We start from the raw sequence: 16902 nt of genomic DNA, 5'->3' as shown, positions 1-16902 counted from the left end.
CGTCTTATAAGTAAAAAAGTCAGTGATGGATCAATTCACATTTACAGATAAGTCTAAAAAACTTTTCATTGGATTAATCGCTGTTGGAGTAATTGCTACTCTTTACGGTATTTTCAGTGGTCAGGGTGCCAGAACCTGGACTAGTGCCATGATTAGTGGCTGGTTCTTTTTTGGTATTGCCTTAGCAGCAGTTTTTTTTATAGGTGTTAATAATGCAGCTCAGGCAGCATGGGGAGTCGTTTTGAAGCGCGTTTTTGAAGGTGTTTCGATGTTTATGCCTTACGGTACGCTTCTTTTGTTAATTGTTTTCCTGGGTGCAACATTCCATTGGAATCATATCTATCACTGGATGGATCAAACTTTATACGATCCTTCATCATCTCATTATGATGATATTATTGCCGGGAAAGAAGCTTACTTAAATCTTCCTTTTTGGTGGATTAGGGCTATCTTGCTTTTAGGAGTTTGGAACCTGTTTACATTCCTTTTTAGAAAACGTTCGCTTGTTGAGGATCAAGAAGGAAAAACGTCAAAATGGTTTAAAAAGAACTTAACTCTTGCCGCTATCTTCCTTGTATTCTTTGGATATACTATTCACATTGGATCCTGGGACTGGATAATGTCAGTTGATACTCACTGGTTCTCAACTCTTTTTGGATGGTATATATTCTCTGGTATTTGGGTTTCAGGTATCGTTATGGTGCTTTTAATTACGATCTTCCTTAAGAAGAATGGATACCTCAAAGAGGTTAATGACAGCCACATTCATGATATGGGTAAATGGGTATTTGCCATTTCGTTCTTGTGGACTTACCTGTGGTTTAGTCAGTTCATGTTAATCTGGTATTCTGACATTCCTGAGGAGGTAACTTATTTCCTTGTTAGACTCGAAGATTATGGTCTTACATTCTGGGGAATGGTTCTCATCAACTTTATTTTCCCAATGATCTTATTAATGTCAAAAGACATGAAACGAAATGCTGGTGTTCTTACGTTTGTAGGTGTAATAATTTTATTCGGTCACTGGATGGATTCTTACTTCTTGTTTACGCCAGGAGTTATGAAGGATCAAGGTGTTATTGGTCTTGTTGAGATAGGAATGATGCTCGGTTATTTAGGGTTGTTCTTGTTTGTTGTATTCAATCAATTGACTAAGGCACCGCTTGTAGTGAAGAAGCACGCATTTTTGGAAGAGAGTTTACATCACCATATCAATTAATAGAAAGCTAGAGAGAAATGAATTTTTTGATTATACTATTATCAGTTCTCGGTTTAATTGCTCTTATTCAACTTGTAAGAGTATTTGAAATTACTGGAAAACTAAGAGGTAACAATCAGGACGATATTGATTTCCAGGAGAATAAGCTAAGGGGAAAGCTCTGGTTATTGTTTGGTATTGCCTATTTTGGGTTTTTCATTTGGTTAGTATGGGAATACGGTGATGATCTGTTGCCTGTAGCTGCTTCAGAACACGGTGCTGTTATTGACAACGTTCTCAATTTTAACTGGATTATTCTTATTCTGGCTTTTGCGATTACTCACGTTTTACTATTCTACTTTGCCAGTAAATATTATTGGAAACCAAATCACAAAGCAGACTTTATTACCCACAGTACAAAGCTGGAGTTGATATGGACAACTTTTCCTGCAATTGTTTTGGCTGTTATTGTTATTTACGGGTTATCTGCCTGGAATGATATCACAGATGATGCTCCAGAAGATTCTATCAATATTGAACTCTATTCGAAGCAGTTTGCATGGGTAGCTCGTTATGCTGGAGAAGATAACAAGCTTGGTGAAGCAAACTACAATTTTATAGGTGGTTCTAACCAGTTGGGTTTGATCACTCCAGAAACCATTAAGGATAGAAAATCCACTCTTGAAGATGAAGTTATCAATATTGAAGCTGAATTAGCTAACGCCCCTGAAGGTGGAGCTAAGGAAGAAGAGCTTCAAGAGAATCTCGATAAAAAGGAAAGACAATTAGCAAAGATCATGACTTACGAAAGACAAAATGAAGTTGATCCTTTCGTAAATGCTGATGATGATAAGATCGTGAATATGGAGTTCCACATTCCGGTTAATAAACCCGTTAATTTCCAATTTCGCTCTCAGGATGTAATACACAGTGCTTACATGCCTCACTTTAGAGCTCAAATGAATTGTGTCCCTGGTACTAAAACACGTTTCCACTTCACTCCAACAATCACAACTGAAGAGATGCGAGAAAAAACAGGGAATGATGAATTTAACTATCTACTGTATTGCAATAAAATTTGTGGAGCGGCTCATTACAATATGCAAATGACTATTGTAGTTGAGTCACAGGAAGATTACGAGAAATGGCTTTCTGAACAATCTACTTTTACTAGTGTTGAGACTGCTCAAAGTAGGGAAGAAGAAAAGGAAGTAAGTGAAGAAGAAGTATTAGCAGAAAAAAATTAGAATTTAAAGATCTATTGTCATGAGTACTCAAGCGCACGCTGCAGAACATCACAAAGAATCATTCGTGTCTAAATACATCTTTAGCCACGATCATAAAATGATTGCCAAGCAGTTCCTTATAACAGGAATGGTAATGGCGACAATCGGAATGGCAATGTCTCTCTTATTTAGGCTGCAATTAGCATGGCCTGGAGAGAGTTTTAGCGCCCTCAATTTTTTCCTCGGAGACAAATGGGCTCCTGATGGTGTACTTGATCCCAATATGTATTTGGCACTGGGAACAATTCACGGAACCATTATGGTGTTTTTCCTTTTGACTGCCGGGTTGAGTGGTACATTCGCTAATTTACTCATTCCGCTTCAAATTGGTGCCAGAGATATGGCATCAGGATTTATGAACATGCTATCTTACTGGGGTTTCTTTATTTCTTCTGTAATCATGGTAGCGTCACTTTTCGTTGAGTCTGGACCAGCGAGTGCCGGTTGGACAGTTTACCCGCCACTCAGTGCTCTTCCGCAGGCAATGCCGGGCTCAGGCCTTGGAATGACACTTTGGTTAGTTTCAATGGTGTTCTTTATTGCGAGTCAGTTGATAGGTGGCCTTAACTACATTGTAACTGTAATCAATTTGAGAACAAAAGGAATGAAAATGACGAGACTCCCACTTACAATTTGGGCTATCCTCGTTACAGCCATTCTCGGATTGTTATCTTTCCCTGTTCTTTTTTCTGCTTCACTTCTATTACTTTTTGATCGCTCGTTTGGTACAGCATTTTACCTTTCAGATATTTACATCGCAGGCGAAGCACTCACACAAACAGGTGGGTCGCCAATCCTTTACCAGCACTTGTTCTGGTTCCTGGGACACCCTGAGGTTTACATCATTTTGCTTCCGGCACTTGGTTTGACATCTGAAGTAATTTCAACTAATGCTCGTAAACCGATTTTCGGATACAGAGCGATGGTAGGCTCTATCCTCGCAATTGGTTTCCTTTCTTTCATCGTATGGGGGCACCACATGTTTGTTACCGGAATGGATCCATTCATCGGAGCGGTATTTACATTTACAACACTATTGATTGCGATTCCATCAGCTGTTAAAGCGTTTAACTACATTACCACATTATGGAAAGGTAATATCCGCTTTACTCCGGCTATGATGTTCTCAATCGGTATGGTATCTACATTTATCTCTGGTGGATTGACGGGTATCATCCTTGCCGATTCAGCACTTGACATCAACTTACACGATACGTATTTTGTAGTAGCTCACTTCCACATTGTAATGGGACTATCAGCGGTGCTTGCAATGTTTGCAGGTGTTTATCACTGGTTCCCTAAAATGTATGGGAGAATGATGAACATGAAGTTGGGTTACGCCCACTTCTGGTTGACATTTATCTCTGGTTACGGAGTGTTCTTCCCAATGCACTTCTTCGGATTGGCCGGTGTGCCCAGACGTTACTACACGAATTCAGAATTCCCGATGTTTGATGTATTCATCGATCTCAATATCCTTATTACAGTATTTGCAATCATCGGTGGTTTTGCCCAGTTGTTATTCTTCTTCAACTTCTTCTATTCAATGGTTCGTGGGCCTAAGGCTAGTCAGAACCCATGGAAGTCGAACACACTTGAGTGGACAACGCCAGTTGAACACATTCATGGTAACTGGCCTGGTAAACTTCCTGAAGTTCACCGTTGGGCTTACGATTACAGCAAACCTGGAAAAGAAGATGACTTTGTTCCTCAAACAGTACCGCTTGAAGAAGGCGAAAAAGATGGCGAACATTAAGAGTCTATCGACATACAAAATCCTTAAAATGCCCTTTATTACAAAGGGCATTTTTTTTGTAATTTTATCTGTTCTATCGTTATCATGCTATTCTCAGCCTGATTTCTTTTCAAGTATCAGTGATGCTATTCGGTCAGATCCTAAACTCGATTTCAAAATAGATTCCCGTAATTCGTTTGTTGGATCTCGATATGCGCGAATTGTTGGTGTAAAGGTTGGTGCTAATTATGATGATGTGTTCAAAGTAGGCATCGGCTATAATATGCTTTTATCCGAGGTTAAAACTACCAGGATGATCACAAATAGTAGAGGGCAGAGTGAGGTCGTATCTGCTCGTTTTAGAATGCGTTACGTTTCGCCTTACGCAGAATACAACTTTTACAATGAAAGCCCTTTTCAGCTCAGTATTTTGGTTCTGACCGGTATTGGATCATCTAATTTTAATTATGAAGACATTTATGGCGTAGAATACTCAACATCTAAAAAAATCAATTTCATTTATGAGCCTTACATGCTGGGAGAGTTCAAACCATTCAAGTATGTAGGTTTTGGTGCAGGTGTTGGATATCGATTAATTGCTTCAGGAGATAAGTACACTCAAAGAAAAGTCAACTCACCAATTTATGTATTCAATCTCAAGATCTATTTTGACGAGATTTGGGACGATGTTACGATTGAAAAATAATCGTTGAATACTTTAACAGGGAAACTGTACCGCTTGTCGTAATAAACGATCACCCGATTTGATTTAATTTTATAGGGATATGATTTTCCCACTTCAAAACATTTATATCTTTTCGTACAATATGCTTTTGGCCTTGATGGCAGAAAAGGAATTACAATAAACATCACAAAAGGGGTGACAAGTATGCTCAATAAAAAGATTGTCCATACTGATAGCGACCTGGAGTTATTGATGAAAATTGCAACTACTCCGCATAAGAACAAATAAACAAACGGAACGACTAAGAACATGTCTGCAAATTTGATTGATGTAGTAAAAACGTAAAACGTTTAATATGTACTTTTGTTAATCATGAACGAGTATTTAAATGCTGAAGGCGATAGTTTAAGCCAAACAGATAAAGAGGTAGAGAAGGTGTTGAGGCCTAAATCATTCAGTGATTTTACAGGTCAGGGGAAAGTAGTGGAAAACCTTCAGGTGTTTGTTGAAGCCGCTCTTCAACGAGGTGAATCGCTCGATCATGTGCTTCTTCATGGTCCACCCGGACTGGGGAAAACAACTCTCGCCAATATTATTGCCCAGGAACTAGGGGTAGGAATAAAAATCACATCAGGGCCTGTGCTAGATAAACCCGGAGATTTAGCCGGCTTATTGACAAATCTGGAAGAGAACGATGTGCTTTTTATCGATGAAATACATCGTTTGAGTCCGGTTATTGAAGAGTTTTTGTACTCTGCAATGGAGGATTTTCAAATCGACATTATGATCGATACAGGTCCAAATGCAAGATCGGTACAAATTGAAGTCAATCCATTCACTTTGATTGGAGCTACTACACGATCAGGCTTACTTACATCTCCATTGAGAGCTCGGTTTGGGATAAACTCCAGGCTCAGCTATTACAATGCAGATTTGCTCGCCTCCATTGTCAAGAGATCCTCTTCAATACTCAATATTGATATCGACAATAAAGCCTCAATGGAAATTGCGAGGCGCTCACGGGGAACTCCAAGGATTGCTAATGCCTTGTTGCGCAGGGTTAGGGACTTTGCTCAAATTAAAGGTGATGGACACATTGATTTGGAAATTACAAAGTATTCTCTTGAATCATTGAATGTCGATAAGTACGGTCTCGATGAAATGGATAACCGCATTTTATCGACTATTATCGATAAGTTTAAAGGAGGTCCGGTTGGTATAAGTACAGTAGCCACAGCTGTTGGAGAAAATTCCGGAACCATAGAAGAAGTTTACGAACCATTTTTAATTCAGGAAGGTTTCATAGCCCGTACACCGCGTGGACGCGAAGCAACAGCTTTGGCTTTTGAACATTTAGGTCGCACCAAAAATAACGATCAGGGAAGTTTGTTTTGATGGATAAGAAGCAAGCTACAGCGATAATCAAGAGTAAGGCTCATGAGTTGGGTTTTATGTTTTGTGGCGTGTCGCGTGCGCAAAAGTTAGAAACTGAAGCTCGCAGGCTAGAGGATTGGCTCAATAAAAACCGTAATGGTGAAATGCAGTGGATGGAGAACCATTTTGAAAAACGCATTGACCCAACAAAGCTAGTACCCGGTTCAAAAAGTGTGGTTTCTGTCGCTATGAATTATTTTAATGGTCAGAACCGACAACCGGCCGATTCACCAAAAATCTCAAAATACGCCTATGGGCGAGATTATCACAAGGTTCTGAAAAAAAGGTTGAAACAACTCTTTCAATTCATCAACGAGGAAATTGGGGAAGTTGATGGACGTTTTTTTGTGGACTCAGCTCCTGTGATGGACAAAGCCTGGGCCAAAAGGAGTGGACTTGGCTGGCAGGGAAAAAACACGAACCTTATTTCACCAAAAGTTGGATCTTTTTTCTTTCTGGGTGAATTGATCATTGATTTAGAACTCGAGTACGATGGTGAAATTAAGGACTTTTGCGGCTCTTGCACGCGATGTTTGGATGCTTGCCCAACTGGAGCGCTAAACCCTGACAGGCCTTACGAAATAGAGGCTAATCGCTGTATTTCTTATTACACGATAGAACTCAAAGGAAGCCTGCCAGATGGGCTCAATAATCAATTCGAAAACTGGATGTTTGGCTGCGATATTTGTCAGGATGTTTGCCCGTGGAACAGGAAAAGCATTCCGCATGATGAGCCGGATTTCAATCCTAAAAGTGACTTACTCCAAATGACAGCAGCGGATTGGCAAAACCTGACGAAAGATGTGTTTGATGATATTTTTGCCGGCTCACCAGTGAAACGAACTGGTTTTGATGGGCTCAAGCGAAACATTCAATACGTTGCAGAATCTACAGGAGCACGATCAGATTTTAAGAATTCATAATTGATGGTAAACTGAGCTACAGTATTGTATGATCCTCCAAAAAAACCACCAAATCTGGGCCTGAATATTACTTCATTGGCTATAGGAAGGAAAGAACGTGAATAGCGAACATTCACAGCAAAGCGATCAGAAAGTGAATAAGTGAGTCCTAAATTAACAGCCAACTCAAAATCGTTAAATTCAAGAAAGGCCATCTGTTCTGATATAGGGCCATTTTCATCTTCCTGTGAACTCGACAAAAGTGTCCCGAAAGAAACTCCGGTCTCCCAGTTAAATTTACCCAATTTATAAGTAGCCATCACAGGCAGTTCGATGTAAGACAAATTAATCCTGTAGCTTTCAAATTTTCCTTTTTCAGGATCTGCCGGATCCCAACTCCCTTTTTGGATGTAGAGCATTTCGAGCTTTGCTCCAAATTTATCAGTGAATTGAGTTGAGACATAAGGGCCAGCAATAACTCCGGCCTTATCAAACCCTTTATATCCGTCACCGGCTATTTGCGTGCCGGCTACACCGCCTCTAATGCCGGCATTAAAGCGCGTGCCCTGGCTCTGACCGAGAAATGAGAAGCTAATTAAGACTGCTATGAAAAGTAATCTAATCACTCATTTGTCATTTTAAAAAGCTCAGAATGGATGATTTCATTCGTGTTAACCTCGGTGAGGTAAACTACAACTTCCATGTTGTTGGCTGTCCATTCTTCTGATACGTTTGTGCGCAGCTCATCTTGAGGAGTTTCTACGATGAATTGATCACCAACTTGAGCATCAGTAAAAATTGTTCTACCGGTACCGTTTCCCGGAAACCCATGTCTCAAAATGTGATTGTGCTCGTAGTTAGGTATTTTTGAAGGTGTTTTACGGTTGTCAATTTGCGGACCGATAATTCCGTTTTCCAGTAAAAATGCGTGAAGCCTAACCTCTCCGCTAACTGGCTGTAATACTTCTATCGTGGGGATTAATCGAAGGATTCTACTCTCTGTATTGTAGATACTTTGAACTTTCATGTCAAACCTTGGCTCCATGAATGATTGATCCTGAATCATTTGATCAATAGTGTTTTCCCATTGACGATAATCGGATAAGGGGTCATCATCATTGAAATAATCTGCACGATTAATCAATCCATTAGGAAAAGATCCAACTTTGAAATTATTACGCAAATAGTCTCCAGTTTCAGTCCTGAGATCTAAAGGGAACTCATCATCAGGTTCGCTAAAAAAACCAGTGTGAATAGCAACTGCAATTATTTCATTTGGATAATCGCCTTTCAATGAGTCTGCAATATCAGTTGCTTGAGGACAGTTAGGGCACTGAATGCCAGTAAAGTCCTCTAGAAGTATACGTCTCGAGTTTTCAATACTTGTGTCAGAGTAAACTGTATCATTAAACCTTATATCACCCGTTTCAGATATAAATGCTTCGAGGTGTTCGTAAGGATCATCAACTTTGTCGCAACTGTTAAGCGCAACAGTCAGAACCAAAATTACAGATATATAAAGTTTCTTCATCATAACTTAGAATGTTGTTGATACACTTATAGTAGCTCCATTTGATGCAGGAACTCTTCGGCATACACCGCCCACACAAAATATTCCTTCACGCTGTCTTCCGTAACCGAGTGTAATGCGCGTTGGACCTTGTATATATCCTACATTAACGTTAGGATAGTGAAGTCGTTTCTCTTCATCACTATTTCCATAGTTGTATTGATCCATTACTGAAACGAACCAGTGTGGAGAACGTGTATATTCGATAACAACGGTAGCCCAGTCTCCTTTATCCTGTTCGGTAAAGAGGCCTTGAAACTCTGTTCTAATCGCGTTTTTTGAATTGATTTTATAGAGTCCTTCAATAACTCCAAGATTTGCAACAACATTTGGAACTCCCGGTTTTCCTTCTATTACCTCCTGGTTGTAAACTAGGTGTTGATAGGTGACTTTTGTTTTCCACTTTTTACTTAATTTACGTGTTACCTCAATATTGAAATCACCAAAATATTGATCAATATCTCCATTTTCATCAGTGCCGGGTTTAAAGAGATTATAACGGTGTCCTGTTCTTTGACCTTCAAGATCCGGATCTACGTCTTCAACGGGAGTCCTTTCTACAGCTGTGGCAATAGAGTAATTTACATTAATTGAAGTTCCGTATTTACCTCCGTACCATGTTCCGCGTTTGAGTCGGCCAACAATATCAGCCTGGAATGCCATTTCACCATTTGGCTGTGTGGCATAAGGGTAGAGAGTTGCCATTAAGTTGTAGGTGTGCTGCTTGGTCAGAGCCGGGATGTAGTTGATGAACAAATCCTGGAATTGGGAGGAGTTGTTGCGATCTGACCGAAAGAACATGTTGTCTAATGTGTGAGCACTCAAATTGATTCCCAGTCCTTTTCTCGCGTATGACGCAGAAACAGATAACATTTCTCCGGTTTGATAGATGTAGCCGTTATCGGCATTGGGGTCGTTGAACTTGTAAGTATATTCACCGCTGAGTGAGAGTGTTTTGTGTTGTAGTAGGAATCGTCCACCGTAAGCTAATGTATTTTCAGGTAGTGTTAGATTGATGTTGTTATCTTCCTGATATTTGCTCACAACGCTACCTCCAAGTGTAATGCGTGTTGGTCCGTTCAGTACTGATCCTAAAAGTTCGTTCAGGTTTACTTCAGCATCACCGGCTCTAACAATTCCGGGGCCTTTATCGAAGTACCACCGTTGTTTTCCTATGAGAGCAGTTAAATAAACACCGTTTGTATTGTATTTCATTCGGGCACCGTCAAAAGCGTTATCGATTCCCAGTGATCGCTCTTCGTATGCTCTCAGGATCTGACCATTACCAAACTGTTCGTAAAAATTACCAACTGTAACGTCCAGGTCTCCAACAGAGTAGCCGGCATAGCGGTAAGTTAAGCCACTTCCTTCGTAGAGGGGGCTAAAACCCAAAAGTACATTCTGGTAGGTTTCGTAACGAACACCTGCTCTAAAATCACCTCTTGTATAATTGATATTACTAAATCCATTGAAAAGGATTTTCTCAGGGACTCGTGGCGTGCCAATATCAGGATCGTAAGTGTAATATTGTCCAATTCCTTCAAAGTTACCTGTAATTCTGCCTAAATCCTCCTGCTTGTTGAGCTGGGCATTGGTCAGAACCGGAAACAGAATTGCTGCTGCGAGGATCTTGAGAGGGGCCTTCATGACGATGTTTTTTTTAGTAGAGTTAGATTAATGTTCTAATTCTTCACCATTTGAAAGAGCTTGAACTAATCTGTACAGTTCTTCTTCATCACCTGGTTGGTAAGAGTTGTGATGCCAAACTACTTTACCATTACCATCGATTAAGAATGTGTGAGGCACGTTGTTGACGTTCATCGCTCTTTTAAAATCACCGTTAGGATCTAAAAGGACATCGTATTCCCATCCTTGTCCGTAAACATAAGTAGGGACCTTATTGATGTTTCTTGCATCATCGATTGAAACTGCTACAAGCTTGACGCCCGTTTCAGCCTGCCAGTCGGGGTACATGTCTCTAATTGAATTAAGCTCGCGTTTGCATGGACTGCACCATGTAGCCCAAAAAGAGATGATAATTGGGTCGCCACCATTTTGAATGACATCAGCCGTATTGACGTGTTCGAAGTCGAGGTTTTTGATTTTGACAGATGGCACCTCACGTCCTTTGATTTGAGCAAAGGATACAGATACAAATAAGAGTAATGCTGTGAGAGAAAGTAATCTTTTCATAACCGAGTTGATTTAAATAAAAACTGCCCGAAAAAGATCGGGCAGTTCATTATAAATTAGGCTGTAAATTTAGAAAATTTATTCAATAACTAATGGCTTTACAGTTCTTGCCCCATCATTTGAAGTAATTGATACATAATACATGCCACTATTCAAATCAGCAGTTTGAAGTTGAACAAGATTGTTGCCTTGTTGAACAGCAACACGTGGCATATTCATCACTTGTTTACCCGTAACATCGTAAACTGTAACATTGAACTCATCACTTTCAGAAGCAACGATACTCAACTTGGCGTTACCGTTTGTTGGGTTAGGGTAGAGGTTGAATGAATTGGATGTCTCCAACTTCTCAACAGATGATGGTCCGTTAGTGCTAACTTTTCTTTTGTTAGCGTTTACAATTTCACCTGTTGCTGTTTCAATAATCATTCCCACAGCAGTTAATTTTGAAGGATCATCAATATCACCTGCAATAGGCTCTTCAAATTCATGGACATTATAATCATTGGCAGTGATTGGAGAAGAAATACTTCCTGGTTCTCCGTTGTAGCCACCCATTAGCATACGGCCAACGTGATTATAAGTCATATCAGCTGCTGGAACAGGGTCAGGCATATTTTCATAACCGCCCATAGCTCCATTTGCTCCACCAGCATAGTAATTTACCTGAGCGTAGCCGCTTGAAGTACCTGTAACATCATCTTCCATAATAACAACTGCGTAACGGTATTCATCAGAGAGGTTAGCTGCAAACTGAGAAACTAAAATTACTTTAATATTGGAGTCTGTAGTAATGTATGCATCAGCAATGTCCATTTCGGCAAGTGCTAATCTATCCATAAATTGGTTGTAAGCAGACTCCATGTTATTTTGACTCACACCTGCTCCAAGAATTGAGCGATTAATGTGCATGCCAGGGAATCCGGTGAAAGCCGAGCCATTATCGTATTCTGTTACTACCATTGGGTCATTGTTGTGAACTGCAATACCAATAAAACCTTGATCAGCATAGTTATTGTACATATAGTTCATAGCTATTTCACCTCTAGGACACCATCCGCACCATGTGCCAGTTCCTTCTTCGATGACTACAGTATTGTCAGATTCAAACATCAGTCCAAAAACAGCAGAACCGGTGATCTCATTATTAGTGTTGTCTGCATCATTATCAACTGAAATTGATACATCAATGTTGTACGTTTCTCCTCCTGTTATGCTTAACTGATCAGAATGAGTAAAATCATACTCCTGATAAGAAGCAATTGACAATCCTGTAATATTATCAGTGTATGAGTTTGTTCCGTCTGTCCAGGTAACTTCAACAGAGTTGATTGTAGAGGATCCGTTATTTTTGATCGTTCCTGAAATATCAACAACATCACCATCTACACCTCTATCATTAATATCAACAGACTCCAAAGAAACCTCGACTGGAGCCAATGTTTTTACAGATATGTCATCAATGTTAAGTCTATACTGATCTGAAACGTTATGGTGTCTAAAAGCAACATAAATTGATTGACCTGCGTAAGAAGAAACATCAAGCGATCTAACCAAATATTCATCATTTGATGATCCAACTATTTCATTAAAGGTAGTGGAAGATGAGGTGAAATCATTCGTTGTGTTTCCAGTTGAAACATAAACGGTGTAATTTTCATCTGCCCAGTTTTGGTCTTGCCCTTTTACTAACCATGATAATGAAATCGTGCCAGAAGCATTAGATAGATCTATCGCTGGTGTGATCAGCCAGTTATCAGGTGTCAAAGGGCCTGTGCCACTTTGCCATGATTCAGATGTTGCAACATTACCCTGACCATCACCGTAGTCAGTAGTTAACCAGTCGTTACCATCGCCATCAGCATCTATCGATGTCATGTTTGAAGGTATGGCATTATTGGATGCTGAGGAGAAGTCCTCAAAATAATGTGTTGTTTGCCCCTGAGCAAATGAGAAAGCAACCATTAAAGCTCCATAGAGTAATAATTTCTTCATACATTTGAATTTTAGTAATTAATATTCAGCTAATATAATGTTATTTTTACTAATACATCAATTTGATTTTGATAAATCATTTCAACAAGTTTTTAATTATGTTGTATAAATAAATACAAGTGTTATGAAAAATTTAGTTTTAATTTTAGTTGCTGTTGCTTTCGTGAACATTTCATTTGCTCAGTTGACGTTTTCTTCCAAGGAGGTTTCTCTGCAGATGGAACCGGGCAAGGATAATAAAGCAACTATTGAAATATACAACAATACCATGTACGATATTGACATGGAGTGGGAATTAGTTTCTAATGATTTGGACGATAACTGGTCAATTCAGTTTTGTGAATGTAATACATGTTATACTAATGATTTTGCTCCTATTGACCAGGTTACTCAGGGTGGAATGTCTTGCCCAACAATGAGTTCTGGAGGGCCAAATGCTGCATGGTATTTGATAGTTGATCCCGGTTCAGAACCGCAAAAATACGCAGAGTGGAAAATTGTAGTTGAAAACATTACAGACAGAATATACGATACGCTGACATTTGCAGCTGAACCTGCTAATAGTGTAAATGCAGTGTCTTTGAGTGAAGAGGAAATATCTGTTTTTCCAAATCCAACTTCAGATATTGTAAATGTTCAGGTTCTAAACAATAAAAAATATGAATCAATTGAATATGATTTGTTTAACGTAGTTGGTAAACGGGTTAAATCTGGCCGCATAAATACGAGTCAATTTGAAATCTCAACAAGTGATTTAAACGGTGGAATTTACTTTTTAAATCTAAGAACTGCAGGAGAAGACTTACTGAACGAAAAATTAATTGTTAGATAATTAACGTTACTCAATTACCTGGAAAAGCCTGTTCTCATTTGAGGGCAGGCTTTTTTATTCCTCTTCCATTTTGATTGCAGGTATAACATAGATGTAAAAAGCTAAAAATAAAAGCACTTAGAATAGATGTATTCATTTTGTTTACTTGCGGTCATGTAGTTACATTTTTGTGTAACGCTATTTCAGGACGAGACACTTAAAGCAAAAAAAGCTGCCTCAGTTATGAGACAGCTTCTTTTTTTGAAATAATAAGTTAATTCAGAACTATTTAACAATAAGTCTTTTGACAGTTGTTTGACTATTATCTGATTTAATAGCAACTTGATACATTCCTGCCTCAAGAGACTCAGTTCTCAATAGTACTTGATTTGTGCCTTTATTGAGGCTTCTGTTCCCAGTATTTAATACTTCTTTTCCTGAAATATCATAAATAGTGATATTGATGGATTCTTGCTTTTCTGAAGTAATACTCAAGTTCGTATTTCCGCTCGTTGGATTTGGGAAAATTGAACTTTCTGAAAAAGAAGAAAGTTCTTCTTTTCCAACTGGTGTACCATTAATATTCAAGTTATCGATGTAAATGCAGTTACCTGCATCTGCTACAACTTTAACTCTGAACATTACATTCGGCTCCCCATCGTAAGCAGATAAATCTACTTCAGTTGAATCCCAATCAGCTTCTCTGGGGTAAAATACATTTTGATTGTCTGGACTAACAGTAGCGAGATTACTTCCTGAAGACGACCACGCTGATGACCAGGTTGCTCCACAATCAGTTGAAGCTTCAATGACTAGTTGACTGTTGTCATTTGCGCTCAATTGACCGTAGGCATAATCAAACTTCAACTTTGTGTTGACTGTTGATGAGAAGTCATAGTTATCTGAGATGATTGATGCTTCATCACCGGGTGGGAAAGAGTACATTCTAAACCTGTAAGAATTAGGGGAGTCTTCATAAGCTCCAAGATTCCATGTTACAGATGAACCACCAACCTGGTTATCTACAACATACATAGGTCTTCCATCACGGCTGTAGTCGTATAGCGATGGTGCTGTTGAGCCATTTTGACCACTTTCAAAGTCCTCATTGTAAGGAAGAGAATTGTCACTAGTCGCACGAATCACTTCAATATTATCAGGTTTAGCTAAAAATCCAGAAGCAGATGGGTTATAAAGTGAACCGTTATTAACATTTGAAGGCGCTGAAAATGCTATAGTGTTAGCCCCCTGGTTTAGGCTTATTCCGTTTACATTAATAACATCTGAACTTCCTGGAGCTATAGAACCTGAATAAGATGTGTTATTTGTGTTTCCGTTAACGCTGTAACTCATATCAAAGGATATAATAGTAGAGTTTCCGGTATTGCTGATATTAATTTGAGCATCAGTAGTTGAAGAACAGAAATCATCAACAGAAGAACTCGAAGTTAATTCCATATCCCAACTTAAATTAGATGGAATTAGAAATTCTTGTGTACCGGTGTAGATATTTTCTTGTCCGTCAGAGATAAATGCTGCAACTTCCATGTCTAATAAGCTTACTGGTAAACCGTGATAGCTATTAGGGATTGTGTATGTAATAGTCGAGTCCCAAAAGGTGTTTTGACTTGTGTTGTTTAAGTCAACTCCCCATTGTCCTGTCAGCAACTCTCTCAACATATGCATGTGATTATAATCGCCATCAGGATACTTCATTTCTGGATAGAAATTTCCACCATCAATTTGAGGACCTTTAACATTGTTTTGAAGAAGTGCGATGTTTAGTTTGTCAGGACTATTTGTTGAGCCAGTATAATAAACTTCAACAAGGAGCGTCATCTCTCTCGTAGCTGTATCTAAGGATGCATCAATAGCAATGTTTACAGGAGACGTTTCTCCGAGTATTTCAGTTGCTGCACTCTCCCATTCACCTCTACTCATAGCGCTACCACCGGCTTGATAATCAACGTTTAAAGTGTCGTTTCTATTTGCGGAACCTGCCGGGTAACCAGTAACAGCAGCCTGATTGTCAATAGCTGCTCCCCAAGGAGTTTTGTAAGGTGGGTTGTTTGGAGCAAAAGATCCAACGTGAATGTTCATCAAAACAACATCACTTGGATTGCTGTCTTTTATTTCTTGAGCTCTTTTATGCCCGTCAGGACAAAACTGACAATTAACTCCTGTGTATTCTTCAAGGACGAAGTTTTTGTTCTCTGGATTTGTGCTAACTATTGTTTGACTTTTTGCAGAAAAAGTCATCAAGCTAACAGCGAACAGACTAGCTGCAGTGTAAAAAATTCTGTTCATAAAGTTTTAATTTTAAGGTTAATAATTGGGTGAAATTAGTCAATAATATTGAATTAACTTATTTTTTTGATTAATTCATTCATCCCAATGCTGGCTTTTTCTTTGATAACCGTTAAATTTGGGTTAGGCCACGGTTCGCCTTGAGGGTCAATGTAATATATTTCGCAGTCTGGATTGCATACGTCAACCAAACCCGCTGCCGGATAAACCTGAAGTGAAGTACCTACCACAATCATCAAATCAGCTTTTTGAACCTCCTCCATCGCTTCGCTCATTGCAGGTACCGCTTCGCCAAACCAAACCACATGAGGCCGTAATTGAGAACCATCAGGTGCTTTGTCGCCTAAGTTTATATCCTTTCCTTTCAGATCCACAATCACCGTTTCATCAACACTGCTCCGGCCTTTGTCAAGCTCTCCGTGTAAATGAAGTACTCTCTCAGATCCCGCTCGCTCGTGCAAATTGTCTACATTTTGAGTGATGACAGTAGTGTCAAACATCTCATCCAGTTCTGCTATTTTGTAATGCGCCTCGTTGGGCTCAACCTCGTAGAGTTGTCGCCTCCTTTGATTGTAGAAATCGAGCACTTTCTTCGGGTTCTGACCAAAAGCTTGTGGAGTTGCTACCTCTTCAATACTGTGTTTTTCCCAAAGGCCGCCCGAGTCGCGGAATGTACTAATACCACTCTCGGCACTCATGCCGGCTCCTGAAAACACAACCAACTTTCTTTTTCTATCACTCATGGTGCTAATTTACAAGATGATCGCGAAACAGAGAAAAGTCTCG

At 39.4% G+C, this 16902-nt stretch carries 14 protein-coding genes; 7 read left to right on the top strand and 7 right to left on the bottom strand.

Features of this window, described 5'->3' with window-relative positions; genetic code table 11:
- The first annotated feature begins 25 nt into the window (after positions 1-25).
- From RI557_RS02460 to queG, 6 genes are all read left to right on the top strand, one after another.
- A complete protein-coding gene (locus RI557_RS02460; protein ID WP_310681859.1) occupies positions 26-1219 on the top strand; it encodes a quinol:cytochrome C oxidoreductase in 1194 nt (397 codons plus the stop codon).
- Between the two features lie 17 nt (positions 1220-1236).
- Entirely contained in the window at positions 1237-2445 is a 1209-nt protein-coding gene (locus RI557_RS02455) for a cytochrome c oxidase subunit II (RefSeq protein WP_310667405.1), read from the top strand.
- 19 nt (positions 2446-2464) lie between these two features.
- Entirely contained in the window at positions 2465-4240 is a 1776-nt protein-coding gene (locus RI557_RS02450) for a cbb3-type cytochrome c oxidase subunit I (RefSeq protein ID WP_310667404.1), read from the top strand.
- Between the two features lie 28 nt (positions 4241-4268).
- Positions 4269-4925, top strand: a complete 657-nt coding sequence (locus RI557_RS02445) for a hypothetical protein (RefSeq protein ID WP_310681856.1) — start codon at positions 4269-4271, stop codon at positions 4923-4925.
- A 351-nt stretch (positions 4926-5276) separates the two neighbouring features.
- Positions 5277-6299, top strand: a complete 1023-nt coding sequence (gene ruvB / locus RI557_RS02440; RefSeq protein ID WP_310667402.1) for a Holliday junction branch migration DNA helicase RuvB — start codon at positions 5277-5279, stop codon at positions 6297-6299.
- Positions 6299-7261 carry a tRNA epoxyqueuosine(34) reductase QueG gene (queG, locus tag RI557_RS02435; protein ID WP_310667401.1) on the top strand — a complete coding sequence of 321 codons (963 nt, stop codon included), beginning with the start codon at positions 6299-6301 and terminating at the stop codon, positions 7259-7261. Before ruvB ends, queG begins: the two co-directional genes overlap by 1 nt.
- On the opposite strand, the gene RI557_RS02430 is transcribed toward queG, so the two are convergent.
- The 5 genes from RI557_RS02430 to RI557_RS02410 form a co-directional block, all read right to left on the bottom strand.
- A complete protein-coding gene (locus RI557_RS02430; protein WP_310667400.1) occupies positions 7210-7866 on the bottom strand; it encodes a porin family protein in 657 nt (218 codons plus the stop codon). The two genes, queG and RI557_RS02430, sit on opposite strands and share 52 nt — an antisense overlap.
- Positions 7863-8774 (bottom strand): Omp28-related outer membrane protein, encoded by a 912-nt coding sequence (locus tag RI557_RS02425; RefSeq protein ID WP_310681844.1) that lies wholly within the window; start codon positions 8772-8774, stop codon positions 7863-7865. The genes RI557_RS02430 and RI557_RS02425 overlap by 4 nt, the downstream gene beginning before the upstream one ends.
- A gap of 3 nt (positions 8775-8777) precedes the next feature.
- Positions 8778-10457 carry a DUF6029 family protein gene (locus RI557_RS02420; protein ID WP_310667398.1) on the bottom strand — a complete coding sequence of 560 codons (1680 nt, stop codon included), beginning with the start codon at positions 10455-10457 and terminating at the stop codon, positions 8778-8780.
- Positions 10458-10484: 27 nt separating this feature from the next.
- Positions 10485-11003, bottom strand: coding sequence for a TlpA disulfide reductase family protein (locus RI557_RS02415; RefSeq protein WP_310667397.1), 519 nt, complete (start codon positions 11001-11003; stop codon positions 10485-10487).
- Positions 11004-11081: 78 nt separating this feature from the next.
- Complete coding sequence (locus RI557_RS02410) at positions 11082-12998, bottom strand: T9SS-dependent choice-of-anchor J family protein (RefSeq protein WP_310681842.1); 1917 nt, start codon at positions 12996-12998, stop codon at positions 11082-11084.
- 124 nt (positions 12999-13122) lie between these two features.
- On the opposite strand from RI557_RS02410, the gene RI557_RS02405 reads away from it, so the two are divergent.
- Positions 13123-13830 carry a T9SS type A sorting domain-containing protein gene (locus RI557_RS02405; RefSeq protein ID WP_310667395.1) on the top strand — a complete coding sequence of 236 codons (708 nt, stop codon included), beginning with the start codon at positions 13123-13125 and terminating at the stop codon, positions 13828-13830.
- Positions 13831-14094: 264 nt separating this feature from the next.
- Here the strand turns inward: RI557_RS02405 and RI557_RS02400 are convergent, their stop codons facing one another.
- Both RI557_RS02400 and RI557_RS02395 read right to left on the bottom strand, forming a co-directional pair.
- A complete protein-coding gene (locus RI557_RS02400) occupies positions 14095-16116 on the bottom strand; it encodes a T9SS type A sorting domain-containing protein (protein ID WP_310667394.1) in 2022 nt (673 codons plus the stop codon).
- A gap of 53 nt (positions 16117-16169) precedes the next feature.
- Positions 16170-16859: an NAD-dependent deacylase gene (locus tag RI557_RS02395; RefSeq protein WP_310681839.1), complete on the bottom strand. Its 690-nt coding sequence runs from the start codon at positions 16857-16859 to the stop codon at positions 16170-16172.
- Positions 16860-16902: the final 43 nt, after the last annotated feature.

The organism is Salibacter sp., assembly GCF_031581065.1.
Lineage (GTDB): Bacteria > Bacteroidota > Bacteroidia > Flavobacteriales_G > Salibacteraceae > Salibacter.
The sequence above is the reverse complement of the archived record's forward strand: the minus strand, read 5'-3'. Positions and strand labels throughout refer to the sequence as shown.